Origin of the sequence: Spirosoma aerolatum, assembly GCF_002056795.1 — a bacterium.
In the GTDB taxonomy this organism is placed as follows: Bacteria; Bacteroidota; Bacteroidia; order Cytophagales; family Spirosomataceae; genus Spirosoma; species Spirosoma aerolatum.
The window spans coordinates 4906826-4924648 of record NZ_CP020104.1 but is presented as its reverse complement, the minus strand read 5'-3'; the positions used below and the strand labels follow the sequence as shown (position 1 = coordinate 4924648).

Sequence of the window (17823 nt, the reverse complement as noted above, 5' to 3'; positions counted from 1 at the left end):
CCTTAGCATGATGCTTTTAGAAGGATTGTTTGGGCCGTTTAGCAAGCCCAAGAGTCGGAGGTTTTAAGCGGTTATTGTGCGTTTTGCTCGCTCCGCATGGGTGGGCTTCCGCTGACAAGACGCACGTCCCGAAGGAGGGTTTCATCCCAACCAAACAGGGGTGTAAAGGTTGAAAGTCTTGTTGCTCAGGGATGTAGCTTTCCCATCCATCAACCCCTGTGGGTGTTGGATGGGTTGTGTGCGACAAGCCACACTCCTCGACAGGCCAGCGTTGGGGTTCGTTAGGCGGCTCCCGTTGACAAGCCAAACGCCCCAAGTTCGGGCTTGTAGAGTTTGGGCGGGTTGGGTTCGACAGAACAAACGATTAATCTGTTTAGCTTTAGTGTTGATGTAAATTTTACTTATGAAGACAAAAAACTACTTAATCCTATTCTTGATCTTAGTTTCATTTTCCTGTAAAAAATCCGATGATACTCCCCCAAGTCCTTTGGTTGGATTACTTACACATGTTTGGAAAGTTGATAAAGTAGAATTTGTTGGTAGTAATAAAACCGAGCTTATTTACCGTAAAGAAGGGCTTCCATATCCTACTTTTATAGGAGGCTACGAAAATTATAAATGGGATTTCAAAAAAGATGGCACATTTACAGCTGCGCCCGATTTTAATGGAAAGTGGACATTGAAGGACCAAACCCTAAATGTGGTATTAACCAATGGGAGTAAGTATAGTTATTCAATTCAGCAACTAGACGATACACATTTAAATATGTCACGTAGTATCCCTGCATCGACACTAAGTAAAGATCTTATACTTACCTTTAAATGGTCGTTTGATCTGGATATTGCGAATGGATTTGTAGAATCGTGGCAACTATTTCGGTGATTTTTATAGAAGTCGAAAAATTAGATAGACTTCGGCCGCTAGGCGGTACATCCCGTATCACATTAGTCGAGAATTGATTTTCCGAATAAACCTATTACTTACTTAAAAATATTACCCAAAATTCAATGAAGAGTTTATCTTTATTTATGTTTTTTTTAATAAATTTTTTACTGACTAGTTGTAAAGAAAAAGAAGCCGATGTTCAACCATTAGGCTGTTTACTTACTACATATTTAATACCCGTTCCAAATTCAAATTCCATAATATTAGAATATCTGTATGATTCTGGGGGTAAACTAACGAAAGTAGCAACTAGCGAAGGCGCATTTTACACGCTTAGAGCCTGTTTAAAAACGGCTTTTAACTGTTGAACACATCATGGAGATGTTCATTGTTTGGGTTATTTAGCAAAAGCCGACTCCCATCAGACGCAATGTATGTAAGCTCAAGAGCCCCTTTGCTTTCGCCATCTTCAATGGCAGTGACTCCATCAAGAACACATAGAAAGGAAAAAGTTGTTTGTGCAGTTGCTTCTTTGATAATCTTGTTCACGTTATCTTTCTCTATATCGCCTAAAGAGTTATACCATTGAGATAGAGCCAATTTAGTGCCGTCAGGCTTACGGCCTGGAACTACTAATAAAGAGCCAATTGTAGCTTGAGCGCATTGCTCAGTGACAACTTTAATTACTTCTACGAATTCTTCGGTGTTCATGGTAAACTCCTGTCGAAAGAATCTTTTGGGTAATCAATTTGTATGCTAATCCAACAACAGATGTATCCCACAGATCTGACAGATTCTGCCTGGCAAGTTATTGAAGAAATACTGGCCGACAAACGTAAACGCAAGTATTCCCTTCGTACTATTCTAAATGCCTTATTATATGTAACAAAAGCTGGATGCCAATGGCGACTTTTACCCAACGATCTGCCACCCTGGCCCTTATGCTACTATTACTTTTGGAAGTGGCGCAATAATGGTATGTGGGAAAGACTCAATAAAGAGTTGGTCGAACGTCGACGAAAGAAAGCCGGGAGGGAGGGCTCACCCAGCGTGGGTGTCATTGATTCACAGAGTGTTAAGTGTAGTGAATGGGGCGTCGTTCCCAAAGGCTATGATGGGCATAAGAAAATCAACGGACGCAAACGGCATATTGTCGTTGATACATTGGGCTTAGTTTTAGTAGTGGTGGTCCATGCTGCCAATCAGCATGATAGTCCGGCAGCACGAGCAGTGTTAAGTCGTTTAGCGGATCAAGGATATAAGCGAATGAGTAAGATTTTAGCTGACAGTGCCTATGGCAAAAAGTTAGCCCGCTGGCTTAAAAAGTCCCTTGGGTTAATTTTAGATGTGGTGAGAGTAAAAGAGTTGGCCGGTTTCCAGGTGGTGCCTATGCGCTGGAAGGTAGAGCGAACCTTTGCTTGGATGAACTGGTCGCGACGGCTCAGCAAGGACTATGAATGTGGAGTTGCTTCCCATGAATCGTTTGTGTATTTATCCAACATCAACCGAATTCTTAAGCATTTTTAAACAGGCTCTTAATTATACTAGTAATCAAGTTGAAATTATCTATACTTCTTCAACCGGAGTAACAGATAGTAATCCAATCTCTACCTTAATACTTGATGATAACAAGTATATTACTAAGGTTTCCTACAAGGATGCATCAGGTAATAGTCAATCAGCTAGCTTACAGTATAATAGTAGTGGTTACTTAATTAGTAAATCTTCCAGCGAATATCAAGTAAAAGTCACTTATCAATACGCGAATGGGGCTGACAATCCTACTTCCTACACAATAGTATCTTATTCTGATGGTGTGCGTGGTGTAGTTACTAACGAATATAATTTAGATCAGAAAAATACTATGCCCTTTAATTTCCCCCCTTATGATTTAGTTGAACCAAAAGGCGGTATTACACCAGTATACTATGGAATTCAGGTTGGGGATTTGTTACCAGGAATGAGCGGTAAAGCTCCAACTAATTTGATTAAAAAATCAACAGTTTATTTAGCATTAGCACCAACCATAGCGGTTAAAACCTCGCAATACAACTACAAGTACGATAGCGATGGGAAAGTAAATCATATTAGAATTGACGACGTGTATGGGTCGACAACATTTTCAAGAGCAGTTTCGTTAGGCTACACTTGTCAATAAGTTTGTAAAAAACCAAAATAATTTTGTGTGAGCAGCTACCCACTTTTCCAATAGGTAACTTCTTATAGTAGCAAGGGTTTAGCTCGTTGGCTGAATACTGGTTGACACCACAAACGCCCAAATTAGGCAGGCTGGACAAAAAGCGGTTAAGTGCTTGATTGAGCTTCGCGCTGGTCTATTCAAAGCGGACTGTGCGTTTTGCTCGCTCCGCGCGGGCAGGCTTTCGCTGACAGGGAGCACGTCCTGGAGGAGAGTTTGCAGCCCAACCAGCAAGGGGTGTAAAGGTTGACGCTCTGTTTGTTGTCTGGAGTGGTCTCATTATCCATCAACCCCTTGGGTCGTTGGGTGAATAGTCAAGCTGAAAAACAACGTAGCGGTCGGGTCTCGGTCGACATCGGCAACGCCCCGGTTTGGCAGGCTGACAAAAGCGCGGTTGGCACCTAACGGTCGACAGGGCAATCGCTCCGCGGCAACGTAGTAAAAGAGCTTCGCTCTCGGTTTTAAGCGGTTGCGTGCGTGGTTGATCCGCTCCGCGTGGGTTGGCCTCGTGCGACAGGCAGCACGCCCCCGAAGGAAAGTTTGCAGCCCAACCAAATGAGGGTGTAAAGGTGCAAGTCGCTCGCGTTCAGTATAGTTTTGCGCTCATCCATCAACCCTCATGGTCGTTGGGTGATGCCAAACAGCGAATGACTTAGCGGTGGGCTCGTGTGCGACAGGAGGCACGCCCCGTAGCCGGGCGGTTTTGGCTCGTTAGGCGGCTCCTGTGGACAAGAGAATCGCCCCAGTTAGGAGAGCATTGGCGGTTTGGTTGGTTCCGGTTGACACTAGAAACGCCTAGTTGGGAGAACTTAAAAGTGAATAGGACACTCTATTAGACAACGGTAAGTATTCCAATAGAATGCGATTTTATGAACAAAACGCTTTACCTTCTTACTTTTTGTTTCTTTATACTAGCTTGTAACAGGCGCATTGTCCTAGAGTCGATTCACTCGGATGAGCGTAACCAGCAGTCCATCATTGATGTGTGTGACTTGGCTAATCATAAACATCAAGAGGTAATTACAAAAGGGATTTATTCAGGCATAGATGAATATTGGGACTTCTCTTCATTTGATAAACGATGTGTTCCGCCAACCAAAATTGACTTGAATGTCGATACTTTACATTTGACTTCTGAGCAGGAAAAGATGTTTCGTAAAGTGTTAGAAGTATATTGGAAAAGGTCTTTAGTCATCACCGCGAAGGGCATTTACAGCGATGACCAAAAGGCTTATGGTCATCTAGGGTCAAATCAAGCCGAGTTTGTCACGACTCGGATATTAGCAATGGAGTTAGTAGAAAACACGAAAGGCAATTACCGTAAGAAGAATATTTTTAGTCGACTTTTTCACTAGTGAAAGTGCTATAACTCGTTGTGGGGCAGGTTCTCGGCGACAGGCAGCACGTCCCGGAGGAAAGCGGGGCAGCCCAACCAAACAAGGGTGAAAAGGTGGGAGCCACGTAGTGAAATGAGCTAACTTGCGCGCCATCAACCCTTGTTGGCGTTGGGTGGCCCGGCCAAAATGTGAGTCATGGGCGGGTTCCGGGCGACAGGTTGCACGTCTCATTAGGTAGGTTTGGGGCTAGTTAGTCGGGTTTCGGTTGACAGGCCAATCGCTCCGGCCAGGAGACTTTATCTAATTCATAAACAGATGAAACTTGTCGTGTTTAGCAGAGTAATTGTAATTTGTGTGTTTTGTGTTACACTTCAGACGCTTAATGCACAATCCATTTCGATTGATACGCTATACATCAGCAGAAAAAAGCCACCTGTTCCATCTATTTTAAGTAAGGTTTTACTTGATTTAAATAAGGAAATGAAAATCTATAGGGCGACATGGGGCTATTTCTACCGTGACGACATGGGCAAAGAAATGGCTGACTATTACAGAAGGGTCTTGTTCAGAACCATGAACAAAGCTTATAAAACTAATGTATTTTCAAGTGTAGCCACCGTCTATTCAACTAATATTGGCACTATACCTGACAGCACGGATATTTTGGTTGAAGAATGGGTATTGCCAAATGAAAAAAGTGCAAAATTGATTGTTGGTTTCTTTAAAAAAAGGCATCTCCGCGATGTACTAAAAAGGTTGGATGACGTTTGGTCTAAAAATTATAGATGGGGTCGCACTGGTAACAGGGTATTTTATTTAGAATTTGGAGTGGCTTTTGAAGATATACCTGTATTTGAGCAGTCAGACAAAATTCTCAAGGTTGTAGAAAAACAGAATAGTTTGATTAAGTAAGATAGAGATTTTGTACAAGGTTGCTTTCCGGTGACAGGCAGCACGCCCCGCAGGAAAGTTGGCAGCCCAACCCGCTGAGTGTGTAAAGGCAGCGGGTACGTGCATTTTTTCAAGTAGCTTATTAGGCCATCAGCACTCAGGGGTGTTGGGTGCGGGTCCAAAATGGGAGTTAAAGGCAGGTCACCGGCGACAGGGCGCACGTCTCAAAGGGTCAGCTTTTAGCTCGTTGGTCGGGGTTCCGGTTGACAGGACGAATGCCTGAAAAAGCCAATAGTTAATCAAAAAAGCCTATGCAACACAAATACAAACAGTTGATACCCGTTTTAGTACTCATTGTGTGCTGTCTATGGACAATTAGCATTGCCTTACAAGGCGGGGTTGACCTTTCTGGTAACCAGTATGGAGCCTTTGTCGTGCTTACTATTACGGTAATTTGTTTTTTTATTGCTCGTCCACTTTATAAATATCTACTAGTGTTGACTTTAGGACTGGGCTTATTTAACCTTATAAACTTCATCCCTGCCGAAGTAACGACTGGGTTTGGTATTGGTAGTTTGATGGTTTACTTTTCTCCGGTTGTCTTCGTGGTTGTCTTGCTCACGTATTTTCTTAATCGCAATCAAGCTAATAAAGTCTTAATTGCTTTAATTGGCCCCTCTCCAGAGCGGGTTGAGAAAAACCGAAAAGCCCAACAAGCAGAAGAAATTAGCAAGTTCAAAACTCGTTACGCGAAGTACACTGACAGTGAACTTGAGACTATTCTACAGGAAAAAAAGTATGTACCAGAAGCATTGCAAGCAGCGCGGGAGATTTTGACAAATCGGAATACAGTTCAAAAGTAATACGCTCCGCGCAGGCAGGCTTCCGCTGACAAGATGCACGTCCCGCAGGAAGCTGACAGCCCAACATGATGAGTGTGTAAAGGTTTGGGTACGTTTGTTCAGTTGAGTTTCGAGATCACCATCAACACTCATGGTTGTTGGGTGAACCAGCCATAAAGTGCTTACGTAGTGGATTCCGGGCGACAGGTTGCAGGCCGCAGTGGGCAGGTTTTTACTCGTTCGGCGGGTTGCGTGTGACAAAGTGAATGCCCCGGCAAGTGCAGTCTGACACTAACTAGGCAGGTTTCGGCTGACAGGGCAAACGCCGGAGTTTGTTAAGCTTTGCAAAAACGGTTCTAATGAGCGTAATTAAATCGTACAAAATCAGCGGTTCTAACCTTGAGTTGGAAGAATATTTACACTGGGGCTTCCAGCCAAACCAACCTGATGCTGTTCAGGTTTGGATTCTGACAAATGTTGATGCGTCTGACCTTGATGTTAGCAAGCTCGAAAAGTTAGTTGCTTTTCAAGAAGATGCAGATTATGAGCAGCAATCAGTAGGTAACAGGAGCAAACTGACAATATCAACATATCTGGACGATGCCGTTTACACTTTTACTTGTGACAAAATCGCAACGCAAAAGCGGCCGTACAATTCAGAGGAACTAACTACGTTCCTGATGCGGCATATTGAGTCCTACCAGAAACAAGAAGAAGTCTTTGCTAAACAAGGTCAGTTTCTTGATGAAGTAAAGAAGTTTGTCGAACGTGCAGTTGACAAAAAAGCACGCGTTATTGAGGGCTTCTCAGATATTGCCAATCGCTCGCGAGTAAAAGCAGAGCATCAGCTTGAAATCTTGAACGAGTTACAGGCTTTTATGAGGAACAGTAAATTTAAGTAGGGCAGGTTGTGGGCGACAGGATGCACGTACTGAAGGAAGCTAGGCAGCCCAACCAAATGAGGGTGTAAAGGTTGGGAGTCTTGTTGTTCAGTAACGTAGCGTCCTCATCCATCAACCCTCATGGTCGTTGGGTGCGCCAGACAAGTAAAAAAATGCGTGAGTTCCAGCTTCTCGTTGACAACTTGCGCGTCTCGAACAGACAGACTTTTGGGTTCGTTGATCTGCTTTGGTCGATAATAAGCACTTTCCTACAAGGCAGCTTCTGGCTCGTTGGTTAGTTTCGGTTGACACTGGAAACGCCAGAATTAGGCAAGTTTGAGTTTCTAAACCGACTTTCCTGCGACAAAGGAAACGCTCCGGTTTTCGCTACCTTTACCGCATGGACTTGTACAACGACAATGAACGATTCATTCCGCTTGTCTCAGATTATGGATTCAAGGCTACCTTCGGCAACGAGTCAGACACGAGATTTTTGCGGAAAGCATTGCAGGTTCTCATCAATTCGCCAGTTACCATTGAGCAGGTGACATTCATCCAGAACGAAATCAAGGGCGTAACTCGTGATAGTCGGAGCGGAATCTATGACCTGTTTTGCAAAGATGAGCGGGGTAACGAGTTCATTGTAGAAATGCAGTTGAGCGAATACCCAGAGTTTATTCAACGTATGAAATTTTATTCGTTTTACCGACTCAACACGCTGATTCGGAAAGGCGATTATGAGTTTGACGATTTGCCAAAAATATATTGCATCGGCATTTTATCTATCAGTATTTTTTCGGAGGTTACTGACTATCAAAACATTGCTGTGTTGAAAAATCAGAACGACGAACTGATAGACGACCAAATGACGTTTATTACAGTGGAGTTGGACAAGTTCAAGAAAAGCTTATTTGAGATTCAAAGTGACCTCGATAAACTGATTTATACGATGAAAACGATACACGAAGTAAGTGAGCCAACCCAGTTCCCCCCTTTTTGGAATGAGGAGTGGCTACAGCTAGCTATACATGAATTAGACAAGCGAGCTTTGACTCCTGAACAGCGATTGAGTTATGAAATGACGATTTCGGCTAACGCACTGGCAGTTAAGAATGAAAAGAAGAAAGTTCAGGAGGCCGTAGAACAGAAGGAAATCGAAACTATAAAAACCGCCTTGAGCATGGGGCTAACTCTCGAACAAAGCGCAAAATTAGCAGGTGTTTCCGTCCCAGTAGCTGAATCAATCAGTCAAAAAATCGCTGCAAACGAATAGGTTGGCTTTCCACCGACAGGTAGCACGTCCCAAAGTCAAAGTTTGACAGCCCAACATCCCATGTGTGTAAATGTCTCCCTACGGTCGTCATCAGCACATGGAGGTGTTGGGTGTTGCAACAAGCTGAAAAACACCGTGATGGCCGTGCCTCGGTCGACAGGGCAATCGTCCCGCGACAGGGAATTTTGGCTCGTCAGTCGGGTTTCGGTCGACACCAGAATCGCCCCGATTGGGCAGGCTGACAAAAGCGCGGTTGGTAGCTAACGGTCGACAGGGCAATCGCTCCGCGGCAACGTAGTAAAAGAGCTTCGCGCTCGGTTTTAAGCGGTTGCGTGCGTGGTTGATCCGCTCCGCGTGGCTTCCCTGTCTGGTGACAGGACGCACGTCCCGTCGGCAGGTTTGCAGCGCAACCAAATGAGGGTGTAAAGGTGCAAGTCGCTCGCGTTCAGTATAGTTTTGCGCTCATCCATCAACCCTCATGGTCGTTGGGTGATGAACAAAAAGAGTGGCGTGTTTGCGGGCCTCGGTCGACAGGTCGCACGGCTCGAAAGGCTGGCTGTTTGGCTCGTTAGCTGGCTTTGGTTGACACGAGAATCGCCCCAGTTCGGTAAGTTTGAACTTGTATTTTTAGGTTCTAGCTTACGGATTGAACACTGTCAAGTTTCCTGTAACTTTGTCGCATGGATGCAGGCGTTTATATTCCTATTATTTCCGATTACGGTTTTAAGGCCACTTTTGGTAACGAAGCCGACAGTTTGTTTTTGCGTACCGCCTTGCAGGCACTCATAAAGTCGGACACCCCTATTCGGGAAGTTAGATTCGATAAAAACGTATTTGAGGCATTAACTATTGACAGCCGTAGCGGCATTTTTGATTTAGCCTGCACCGACGAAAACGGCAGTCAGTTTATCGTGGAAATGCAGTTGGGCTTAGCCCCGTATTTTGTGCAGCGGATGAAGTTTTACGCTTTACACAAGTTCAATACAGTGGTAGAGCGAGGTGAGTTTGACTATGCCAATCTGCCCAAGATCTACGCTATCGCCATTTTGGCGAAGAGTATTTTACCAACCGCTCATTTTCATACGGTGGCCAATTTACGGAGCGAACAAGGTGAAATCATCGATGAGCAGATGACGTTTATCACAGTAGAATTGGCTAAATTTAACAAGCTTGTAACTGAGATAGAGACCGATTTAGATAAACTGGTATACACAATGAAGACGCTTCATACAACAGAACCCACGCAATATCCCGCATTTTGGAACGAGGAATGGCTGAAGCGGGCCATTGATGAATTGGACACGCGAAAAATGACTCCAGAGGAACGAGCGTATTTTGCTCGTGTAACAGCAGCTAACGCTGAAGCAGTCAAGGCTGAGAAGCAAAAAATTCAGGAAGCCGAGGAACGTAGAGAAAATCTGGTGAAAAGCGAAACCGTTAGGAATGCACTCCAAATGGGTCTAACTGTTGAACAAGCAGCAAAATTGGCAAATGTGTCGGCTGAGTTTGTAGCTCAGATTCAGGCTCAATTATCTGTCAATTAGTATTCAGCGTCTCCTGTGACAGGCAGCACGTCCCTAAGTCGAAGCCATGCAGCGCAACCAAATGAGGGTGTAAAGGTGCAAGTCGCTCGCGTTCAGTATAGTTTTGCGCTCATCCATCAACCCTCATGGTCGTTGGGTGCAAAGCACAAGCAGTAAAAAATGAGTGTTTACCAGCGTCTCGGCGACAGTAAGCGCGTCCCACAGGGCAACTTTTTGGCTCACAAAAAATCTTATAAATGAATCATATACTGAGTGTCTTTTTTATTTGTGTTTTATTTAATCAGTGTGTATCAGGACAACCGGCCTCTAAGGATGTAACTAAATTAATTATCGAGGCTAAACGATTGGATGGTTTATTGTGGTATAAAAAAGCAGAGATGCTATACCAAAAACTTGAAAAAACGAATAAAATAGAAGCGCAAGTAGCGGCTGCACGCTTTTATATTAAGTACCGTGAGCAATACAAAGATAATCAGGCACGAGCTTACGCCATATTGGCTCAAGCAAAAGCAGCCGGTTCATTAGAGGCAAAATTCGTACTAAGTGATATAAGCGCCGATTTTACTAAGCCGTTGCCTTTTATCAAAAATGCGGCAGAGCAAGGTTTACCAGAAGCACAAACCAGATGGGCTATGTTTGCCTTGTTAGTGAAGAAAGATACTTCTGAGTATATAAAATGGCAGAAGCTTGCGAGTATAAATGGAGACGGCGAAGCAAAATATAATTTAGGTGCTGCTTACTTGAGCGGGTTGGGAGTAAACAAGAACTTAGATTCTACAACTTCTTTATGGAAAGCAGCGGCTAATTTAGACGAGGCTCGTGCTTATTCTAGTCTCTGTAGTTTGTATGGAGATGCCAAGAACGTTAAATACAATCTAGATTCAGCCATATATTGGTATGAGGAGAGCGTTCGAGTAATCAACCAAAAGGAATTAAATCGAGATTCTAATTCGGACGAATATTTGGCCCACCTTTATTTAAAAAAAGGACTACTCGATAAGGCAATTAAATACTTTACGTATGCTTATCAACCAGTGAGTTGAGATGGTCCTAAAAATCCGGACACGAAACTTTTTTAACTTCGTGTCAAATGGCCAAACATTCAACTCCCAAACGAAAGTACACCGCTGAATTCAAAGCCGATGTGCTGCGCCTGGTTGCCAACGGCGAACCCATCCTTGCCGTAGCTCGTAAAATGGGCATCAGCGATAGCATCATCCATGCCTGGCGGGCGGCTGAAAAAAGAACAAAGGGGGAAAAGAACAATCATCCGCTTTGGAAGATGAAGTGGAGTCGCTCAAACGACAACTCCGTCAAACCGAAATGGAGCGAGAGATTTTAAAAAAAGCTGTCGCCATTTTCAGCCGACAGACCTGAGATTGATTTACCAATTCATCCAGCAGGAAGAGCCCAACTTTCCAATAAGATTGTTGTGTAACACGTTGGAAGTCAGCAAAAGTAGTTACTATGCTTACCGATCCGGCCAAACCTTTCAAGTCTCCCAGAACGATCAACAGATGACAACTCACATTCAGGAAATTTTCTGGGAAAACCGTCGACGATATGGTAGTCGTCGAGTGCAGAAAGCGCTGCTTGAAGAGGGGATAGCATTGGGGCGTCATCGAATCAGACGGCTTATAGAACAACACAATTGGCAAGCGATTCAGCCCCGCAGTTTTGTTCCCCGCACTACCGATTCAAGTCACGGCTTGCGTCCCTGCCCCAATTTATTGCTGGAACTGGGCATACCTGTTCGGCCTGATCAGGCTTGGGTGGGGGATATAACATACCTACCGCTTACTGGTGGAGATTGGGTATATTTAGCGAGTTGGTTAGACTTGTTCTCGCGCCGGATTGTCGGTTGGTGTGTCGATTTAACGATGGAAGAGAGCTTGATTATTAGGGCCTTCGATCAAGCTACTGCCTTACGGCGGCCCAAATCGGGCTTAATTGTGCATTCGGACCAAGGTGGCCAGTATTTCGGTAAAGTTTTTCAGAAATGGCTCGACAAATGGGCTTGCCGCCAGAGCATGGCCGAGAAAGATAACCCTTATCAGAATGCTCATGCGGAATCCTTGTGGAGCCGTCTGAAAGCTGAATTGTTAGAAGATGGTTGCTTTGATAATCTTCAAGACGCTCACGATGAGCTATTTAATTATATTGAAGGGTATGTATTATAACCTCCGACGTTTACATTCGGCCTTAGGCTATCAATCACCGATTAATTTTGAGAAGCAGTATTACCAAGCTAATTTCACTCAAACTCTAAATGACAAAGTGTCCGGCTAAACCGGCCCACCTCACTCAACTTATTTTGGCTTACAGGCAATCGAATAATGGCGAACTCCTGCCGAATTTAATCCCTTTTTTCGCTTTCAAACCTGTTAAGAACCAAGAAGGAGAATTAGAGGATGCTAACCTCGTCTTTCGTACAGAAATAGTGGAAGCCCTTTTATATGATTTTACTAAAACTGACCGTCCACTAATCAAGTCCATTTTTACTGAAGAGCTAAAATGTGAGGAGGAAACTTGGATTCATGATAATCTATATCAACTCTGCTTTTATCTTTATACAATCGGCGATTTAGAAGTGTATTTGATTTGTATGCGGCCAAATATAATGCGACCCACATGGATGCGGCTTGTGTTCTTGATAGAGATATGGTCACTTTAGGCCATGAGGTCGATAAAGTAATTGAATTTGTAACAAGAAAATTTGAGAGCGATGCTTCACTAAAAGAAGAATACCCAAATATTCTTTGGGTTCTGAACGACATCAAAGGGTATGTTTATCACTCAGAAGGTTATACTAAATTTATCAATCAGTATTTTTTAGGACCCAAAACTGATTAATAGAAATAGCGGACAGTGCGTTTTGCTCGCTTCGCGGCTGTCACCCTGCGGGCGACAGGGGGCACGCCCCGAGGGAAAGCGGGGCAACCCAACCAAATGAGGGTGTAAAGGTTAGGAGTCTTCTTGTTCAGTAACGTAGCGTCCTTATCCATCAACCCTCAGGGTCGTTGGGTGATGCAACAAGCTGAAAAACAACGTAGCGTTGGCCGTCGGTCGACAGGGCGTACGTCTCGACAGTCAGGTTTTTCTGGCTCGTTGGGCGGGTTCCGTGTGACAAAGTAAACGCCCCGGTTGGTCAGGTTTAGGCTTCCATTTCTAGGTTTCGGTTGACAGAGCGAACGTCTGATTTGGTCGAACTCAATATTTGAAGGTAAATATGCGTGACAAAACACAGTTTTGACAGGAATGAATTTGACAAACAATAAGCCTTTATTTACGCATTCAAAATATACTCCCTGCCAAGAGATATTTCAAGCGGTTTGCGACGAACTGGGAAAGTATTACGAGAAGAGAAGCTTTAAATATTCACGGTCAAGGCCCAAAATCACGTACAGCGATAATGTATTAAAGCTTGAGATTAGTTTTTGGTCAAGTCGTAGTAACACACCGGGCGAATGGGTTCTGCTAGAAATCTTACCAGCTTTCTATTCAAAACAAATTGCCAAGATGAGTAAAACAAAAGGCTTTTTATTTGGGCATACGGGACTCTTTTATCACAAGTACAGCGCTGACCCAAAACAAATTAAGGTTAAACACATATTTGGAGAGGAAGAAGAACGTATTGACCAAGACAGCACAGAATCGTTAATTATAAATAGTAACGCCTGTAACATTTATGGCTTGGATGAGTACAAGTTTCGAAAGTTGACAGAGTTTATCAATACCCAAATCATTGGTTGGATTGATAAACTGAAAGTTAGTGAAGGAATTTTGGAGTTTATCAGCCATCCCAGCCAAACAAGAATTTGGGCATTGGATAGCCAACATGGTAACTCTGAATTTGTGGCTTATGTCAAGCTGAACTTTCCTAACATTGAGATTGAAAAGGTGCTATATCAATAGGAGTGATTTCGCTTCGCATGGTCAGGCTTCCCGGCGACAGGAAGCACGTCCCGAGGGATGCTTTGCAGCCCGACCAAATGAGGGTGTAAAGGTTGGAAACTACTTTTGTTCAATGACGTAGTGTCATCATCCATCAACCCTCATGGGTGTTGGGTGCGCCAGACAGGTATAAAAAAGGTTCGTGTATGCCGTCGCTCCGGCGACAGGCCGCACGGCTCCGATAGGCAAGCGGTTTTGGCGCGTTGGGCGGGTTTCAGTTGACATGAGAAACGCCCCAGTTGGGCAGGCTGACAAAAGGTGATTTTGCCCCGTAGCGTGTGACAGGGTATACACTCTGACAGGGCCGGGCTGACAAAAGTAGAAAGTGCGTTGATTGAGTACCTTTGCCGGATGGAAACAGGTATATACATTCCCATTATTTCGGACTACGGTTTCAAAGCCACTTTCGGTAACGAAGCTGATAGCTTATTCCTTCGTACCGCTTTACAGGCGCTCATCAAATCCGAGACGCCCATTCGAGACGTTAGGTTCGACAAAAACGTATTTGAGGCACTAACTATTGACAGTCGAAGCGGCATTTTTGATTTGGCTTGTACCGATGAAAACGGCAGTCAGTTCATTGTCGAAATGCAGTTAGGATTTGCACCTCATTTTGTGCAGCGTATGAAGTTTTATGCCCTACACAAGTTCAATACAGTGGTGGAGCGGGGTGAGTTTGATTATGCCAACTTGCCCAAAATATACGCCATTGCCATTCTGGCGAAGAGCATTTTACCAACTGCTAATTTCCATACGATTGCCAATTTGAGGAGCGAAGCGGGTGAAATCATTGATAGCCAGATGACGTTCATTACGGTAGAATTGAGTAAGTTTAACAAACAGGTTGCTGAGATAGAAACTGACTTAGATAAACTGGTATATACGATGAAGACGCTCCATACGACCGAACCGACTCAGTATCCCGCTTTCTGGAATGAGGAATGGCTCAAGCGGGCGATTGATGAGTTAGACACGCGGAAGATGACTCCTGAAGAAAGGGCTTACTTTGCTCGTGTGACAGCGGCTAATGCCGAAGCGGTGAAGGCTGAGAAACAAAAAATTCGAGAAGCTGAAGTGTCGATAAAAACCGAGGCTGTTACGAAATTATTAAAGCGTGGTAAACTGACAGTCGAGGAGATAGCAGAAGACAGTTCAGTTAGTATTGACTTTGTACTTGAAATTCAGCACCGGCTAACAAATAATTTGCAAGGTTAGCTTCCTGCGACAGGTAGTAGTCCGCAAAGTCAAACTTTGACAGCCCAACCGGGCAGGGGTGTAAAGGTTCGTTCCTCACCATCAACCCTCAGGGTCGTTGGGTGAACCGCAACAAGCTGTAACGTAGTGGTCAGTGTCGTGCGACAGTGAGCGCGTCCCGAAGGCCGACTGTTTGGTTCGTTCGGCGGCTTTCTGTCGACAGCACAAACGCCGGAGTTGGGTGGCCTTTCGGGTCTCGGTCGACACGAGGAGCGCCCCGGTGAGGTCAGCTAAAAGCGAGTTTGCTATGTTCTTTGTGACAAGCCAACCGCTCCAAAAGGAAGCCTGACAAAAAGCAGATACGTAGTGTGAGGCTTCACGCTGGTCTTTAAGCGGATTTCGTGCGTTTTGCCCGCTTCGCGCCTGTCACCGTTCCAGCGACAGGATGCTCGCCGGTTGGGAAGCTAAGGCAGCCCAACCAAACAGGGGTGTAAAGGCAGGCACTACGTTCGTGGTTTCAAGCAACTTCTGGAGCCATCAGCCCCTGTGGTCGTTGGGTGCAGGCCAAAGCAGTACTTAATTGCCAGCGTCTCGGCGACAGATTGCACGTCCCGTGAGGCAGCATTTTGCTTCCATCTCTGAGTTTCGGTCGACAAAATGGACACCTGTATAGACCAAGCCAACATCAAAGCTGGGTTCCGCGTGACAAGAAAATGACTGAAATGACATACAGTTTAGAGTGGCTGATAGAAAATTTTGAACGAGGGAGACGAATTAAATACTTGTTCTTTTGGGGGCATCAGAAAAGTAAAACTGGTGATTTGATAGCGTCTTGTTTTAGCCAGTGGTGGACATCACCGTTTATCGTTGACAAGGTCAAATACAACACGGCAGAGCATTGGATGATGGCCCAAAAAGCCTTGCTATTTGGTGACCAAGAAGTTTATGAAAAAATCATCGTTGCCAAATCGCCAGCCGAAGCCAAAACACTTGGTAGGCAAGTTCATAACTTTGATGAAGCCATTTGGAACAGCAAACGCTTTGAGATCGTAGTTGAGGGCAGTCTACAGAAATTCACTCAACATCAAGACCTTAAAGAGTTCTTGGTCAAAACCAAAGAGAGAGTATTAGTTGAAGCCAGTCCGGTAGACAAAATTTGGGGTATTGGTCTGGCGGCTGACAGCGACAAGGCTGAGAATCCTAAGCGGTGGAACGGATTAAATTTGCTGGGCTTTGCTCTGATGGAAGTACGAGACTTGCTTAAAAAGTAAGCTCCGCATGGGTGGCTTTCGTGCGACAGGATGCAGGCCGCAAGGTCCACCAAAGCAGCCCAACCGAGAAAGGGTGTAAAGGTAGCAGGTACGAGTGTTCAGGTGATTAGCTCCATCATCCATCAGCCCTCGCGGTCGTTGGGTGGACCAAACAGCCAATAACGTAGCGGTCAGGTCTAGTGTGTGACAAGCTGCACGGCTCGTTAGGGAAGTTTTTCGGTTTGTTGGCCAGCCTCGGCTGACACGAGAAACGCCGGAGTTGGGCCGCATGCGACGCGAGAGTCGCCCCGGTTTGGAAGCCAAAAGCGAGTTAGGGACGTAGCGTTCGACAAATTAACCACTAATCGGTGAGCTTGACAAACGTAGCGATAAGCTTCGCGCCAGTCTGAAAAGCGGATGTGTGCATTAGTGATTCGCTCCGCGCTGCTATTCTTCCCGGTGACGCAGGATACTTTTTCGGCCGATAATCTAATCCAGTCGCACCCAGATGGTACCGGAAAGCGTGTCGCCAGGAGAGAGAACGGCTAAACCTTCACCATTGTTGAACGCATTTACATTAGCCGTTTGAGGTTCAATGGCAATACTGTCGCGTCGGGGTGGAGTATAGCATACTAGGTAATTCAGTTTCCCTTCGCCGGTTTGTTGTCCAACAATTAGCCGTGCCCCTGTTTCTCCTGACGTTAGAATGGTTTCAGCGAAAGACTCACTGTCGGTTGGCAGGCTGGTTGGCGTGATCAGAAATGGCGTATCTAACTGACGTTTGTGGAGGTCGATGACTTCGGCAGGCTGAAATGGGTAATGACTGACAGGAATCAGGTGGTCGTCGAGTACAATAGCGGTTCGGCCTGGCAATGCGAGTGTCATTCCGTCAACAAACTCAGCCGTTCGTTCAGCGTCTTCGGTAAATGTAAAATAGGGGTGCCATCCGAAGGCAGCGGGGGCCCGCGTTGTTCCCGTATTCTGGGCCGTGTAGCTGATTTTCAGCGCACACATTCGATCGCTGGCGGGGTTGCTGCCGTGCAGGAGCCGATTTGCCTGAGTCAATTGGTATGTAACGGTCAGGACGAAGGGAAATGGATAGCCGAATGTATCACCCTCATACGAATAGCGAAGAACTAGTTGAGCATGCGTTGAGGTCACTTCTTCATTGACCACCGTGAAAGGACGCCCATGAACAAAACCGTGTATAGCATTGTCGCGGTGAACTTCGTTCATTTTTACGGCATAGTCGGTCCCGTCAAACTGGTAAATGCCATGTCGAATCCGGCTGGCAAAAGGATACAGGAATGCACTGGCATAGCTTTCGTCGGCCAGTAGCGCCTGAGGGGATTCCGGGGCCTGAATCAGTGCGAACAGATGATCGCCTTTTCGAAGGACTAATCGACGCAGAATTGCACCAAATTCTGGTATTACCGTAATGAATTCACCGGTTTCGGTGTGTTCAAGCATGTATTCGGTAAGTGGAGTACTGCCCGTCGGTAGAGGGCCAAATGGTTGGGTAGTGATCTGAAATGGCATCCTGTTCGTGTGACAAGTTCGTATTTGGGTAATCC

21 protein-coding genes are annotated in these 17823 nt (G+C 45.1%); 16 read left to right on the top strand and 5 right to left on the bottom strand.

Annotation, left to right across the window (positions count from 1 at the left end; all coding sequences use genetic code 11):
• Window positions 1-403: 403 nt before the first annotated feature.
• Window positions 404-883: a lipocalin-like domain-containing protein gene (locus B5M13_RS20455; RefSeq protein WP_080057425.1), complete on the top strand. Its 480-nt coding sequence runs from the start codon at window positions 404-406 to the stop codon at window positions 881-883.
• 360 nt (window positions 884-1243) lie between these two features.
• On the opposite strand, the gene B5M13_RS20450 is transcribed toward B5M13_RS20455, so the two are convergent.
• Entirely contained in the window at window positions 1244-1597 is a 354-nt protein-coding gene (locus B5M13_RS20450; protein ID WP_080055084.1) for a hypothetical protein, read from the bottom strand.
• A 42-nt stretch (window positions 1598-1639) separates the two neighbouring features.
• Here B5M13_RS20450 and B5M13_RS20445 point away from each other — a divergent pair, with 42 nt between their 5' ends.
• The 12 genes from B5M13_RS20445 to B5M13_RS20385 all read left to right on the top strand — a co-directional run bounded on the left by B5M13_RS20445 (window position 1640) and on the right by B5M13_RS20385 (window position 12704).
• On the top strand, window positions 1640-2413 hold the full coding sequence (locus tag B5M13_RS20445; RefSeq protein WP_245859408.1) for an IS5 family transposase: 774 nt from the start codon (window positions 1640-1642) through the stop codon (window positions 2411-2413).
• Window positions 2361-3044: a DUF4595 domain-containing protein gene (locus B5M13_RS20440; protein WP_170061165.1), complete on the top strand. Its 684-nt coding sequence runs from the start codon at window positions 2361-2363 to the stop codon at window positions 3042-3044. Before B5M13_RS20445 ends, B5M13_RS20440 begins: the two co-directional genes overlap by 53 nt.
• 908 nt (window positions 3045-3952) lie before the next feature.
• The gene (locus B5M13_RS20435) at window positions 3953-4438 is read left to right on the top strand and encodes a hypothetical protein (protein ID WP_080057423.1); all 486 of its coding nucleotides are present in this window, start codon (window positions 3953-3955) and stop codon (window positions 4436-4438) included.
• Window positions 4439-4735: 297 nt separating this feature from the next.
• Window positions 4736-5332, top strand: a complete 597-nt coding sequence (locus B5M13_RS20430; RefSeq protein ID WP_080057422.1) for a hypothetical protein — start codon at window positions 4736-4738, stop codon at window positions 5330-5332.
• 290 nt (window positions 5333-5622) lie between these two features.
• On the top strand, window positions 5623-6174 hold the full coding sequence (locus tag B5M13_RS20425; RefSeq protein ID WP_080057421.1) for a hypothetical protein: 552 nt from the start codon (window positions 5623-5625) through the stop codon (window positions 6172-6174).
• A gap of 338 nt (window positions 6175-6512) precedes the next feature.
• Window positions 6513-7055: a hypothetical protein gene (locus B5M13_RS20420; protein ID WP_080057420.1), complete on the top strand. Its 543-nt coding sequence runs from the start codon at window positions 6513-6515 to the stop codon at window positions 7053-7055.
• A 379-nt stretch (window positions 7056-7434) separates the two neighbouring features.
• Window positions 7435-8307, top strand: a complete 873-nt coding sequence (locus B5M13_RS20415) for an Rpn family recombination-promoting nuclease/putative transposase (RefSeq protein WP_080057419.1) — start codon at window positions 7435-7437, stop codon at window positions 8305-8307.
• A gap of 680 nt (window positions 8308-8987) precedes the next feature.
• Window positions 8988-9851 (top strand): Rpn family recombination-promoting nuclease/putative transposase, encoded by an 864-nt coding sequence (locus B5M13_RS20410; protein WP_080057418.1) that lies wholly within the window; start codon window positions 8988-8990, stop codon window positions 9849-9851.
• A 236-nt stretch (window positions 9852-10087) separates the two neighbouring features.
• Window positions 10088-10894 carry a tetratricopeptide repeat protein gene (locus B5M13_RS20405; RefSeq protein WP_080057417.1) on the top strand — a complete coding sequence of 269 codons (807 nt, stop codon included), beginning with the start codon at window positions 10088-10090 and terminating at the stop codon, window positions 10892-10894.
• Between the two features lie 47 nt (window positions 10895-10941).
• A complete protein-coding gene (locus tag B5M13_RS20400) occupies window positions 10942-11193 on the top strand; it encodes a transposase (RefSeq protein ID WP_080057416.1) in 252 nt (83 codons plus the stop codon).
• A 37-nt stretch (window positions 11194-11230) separates the two neighbouring features.
• Window positions 11231-12031, top strand: coding sequence for an IS3 family transposase (locus B5M13_RS20395; protein ID WP_170061164.1), 801 nt, complete (start codon window positions 11231-11233; stop codon window positions 12029-12031).
• 451 nt (window positions 12032-12482) lie between these two features.
• Window positions 12483-12704, top strand: a complete 222-nt coding sequence (locus B5M13_RS20385) for a hypothetical protein (protein ID WP_155297304.1) — start codon at window positions 12483-12485, stop codon at window positions 12702-12704.
• Between the two features lie 151 nt (window positions 12705-12855).
• Here B5M13_RS20385 and B5M13_RS34460 read toward each other — a convergent pair whose 3' ends face one another.
• On the bottom strand, window positions 12856-12981 hold the full coding sequence (locus tag B5M13_RS34460; protein WP_262508052.1) for a hypothetical protein: 126 nt from the start codon (window positions 12979-12981) through the stop codon (window positions 12856-12858).
• Between the two features lie 128 nt (window positions 12982-13109).
• Between B5M13_RS34460 and B5M13_RS20380 the strand changes: the two genes are divergently transcribed.
• Window positions 13110-13766: a hypothetical protein gene (locus B5M13_RS20380; RefSeq protein WP_080057413.1), complete on the top strand. Its 657-nt coding sequence runs from the start codon at window positions 13110-13112 to the stop codon at window positions 13764-13766.
• A 126-nt stretch (window positions 13767-13892) separates the two neighbouring features.
• Here B5M13_RS20380 and B5M13_RS33740 read toward each other — a convergent pair whose 3' ends face one another.
• Window positions 13893-14030 carry a hypothetical protein gene (locus B5M13_RS33740; RefSeq protein ID WP_170061163.1) on the bottom strand — a complete coding sequence of 46 codons (138 nt, stop codon included), beginning with the start codon at window positions 14028-14030 and terminating at the stop codon, window positions 13893-13895.
• Between the two features lie 126 nt (window positions 14031-14156).
• On the opposite strand from B5M13_RS33740, the gene B5M13_RS20375 reads away from it, so the two are divergent.
• Complete coding sequence (locus B5M13_RS20375) at window positions 14157-15020, top strand: Rpn family recombination-promoting nuclease/putative transposase (RefSeq protein WP_080057412.1); 864 nt, start codon at window positions 14157-14159, stop codon at window positions 15018-15020.
• An 81-nt stretch (window positions 15021-15101) separates the two neighbouring features.
• Here B5M13_RS20375 and B5M13_RS33525 read toward each other — a convergent pair whose 3' ends face one another.
• The gene (locus tag B5M13_RS33525) at window positions 15102-15266 is read right to left on the bottom strand and encodes a hypothetical protein (protein WP_155297303.1); all 165 of its coding nucleotides are present in this window, start codon (window positions 15264-15266) and stop codon (window positions 15102-15104) included.
• Window positions 15267-15712: 446 nt separating this feature from the next.
• On the opposite strand from B5M13_RS33525, the gene B5M13_RS20370 reads away from it, so the two are divergent.
• Window positions 15713-16270 (top strand): NADAR family protein, encoded by a 558-nt coding sequence (locus tag B5M13_RS20370; protein WP_245859407.1) that lies wholly within the window; start codon window positions 15713-15715, stop codon window positions 16268-16270.
• Between the two features lie 468 nt (window positions 16271-16738).
• Here the strand turns inward: B5M13_RS20370 and B5M13_RS20365 are convergent, their stop codons facing one another.
• On the bottom strand, window positions 16739-17788 hold the full coding sequence (locus B5M13_RS20365) for an aldose 1-epimerase (RefSeq protein ID WP_080057411.1): 1050 nt from the start codon (window positions 17786-17788) through the stop codon (window positions 16739-16741).
• Between the last annotated feature and the right edge of the window lie 35 nt (window positions 17789-17823).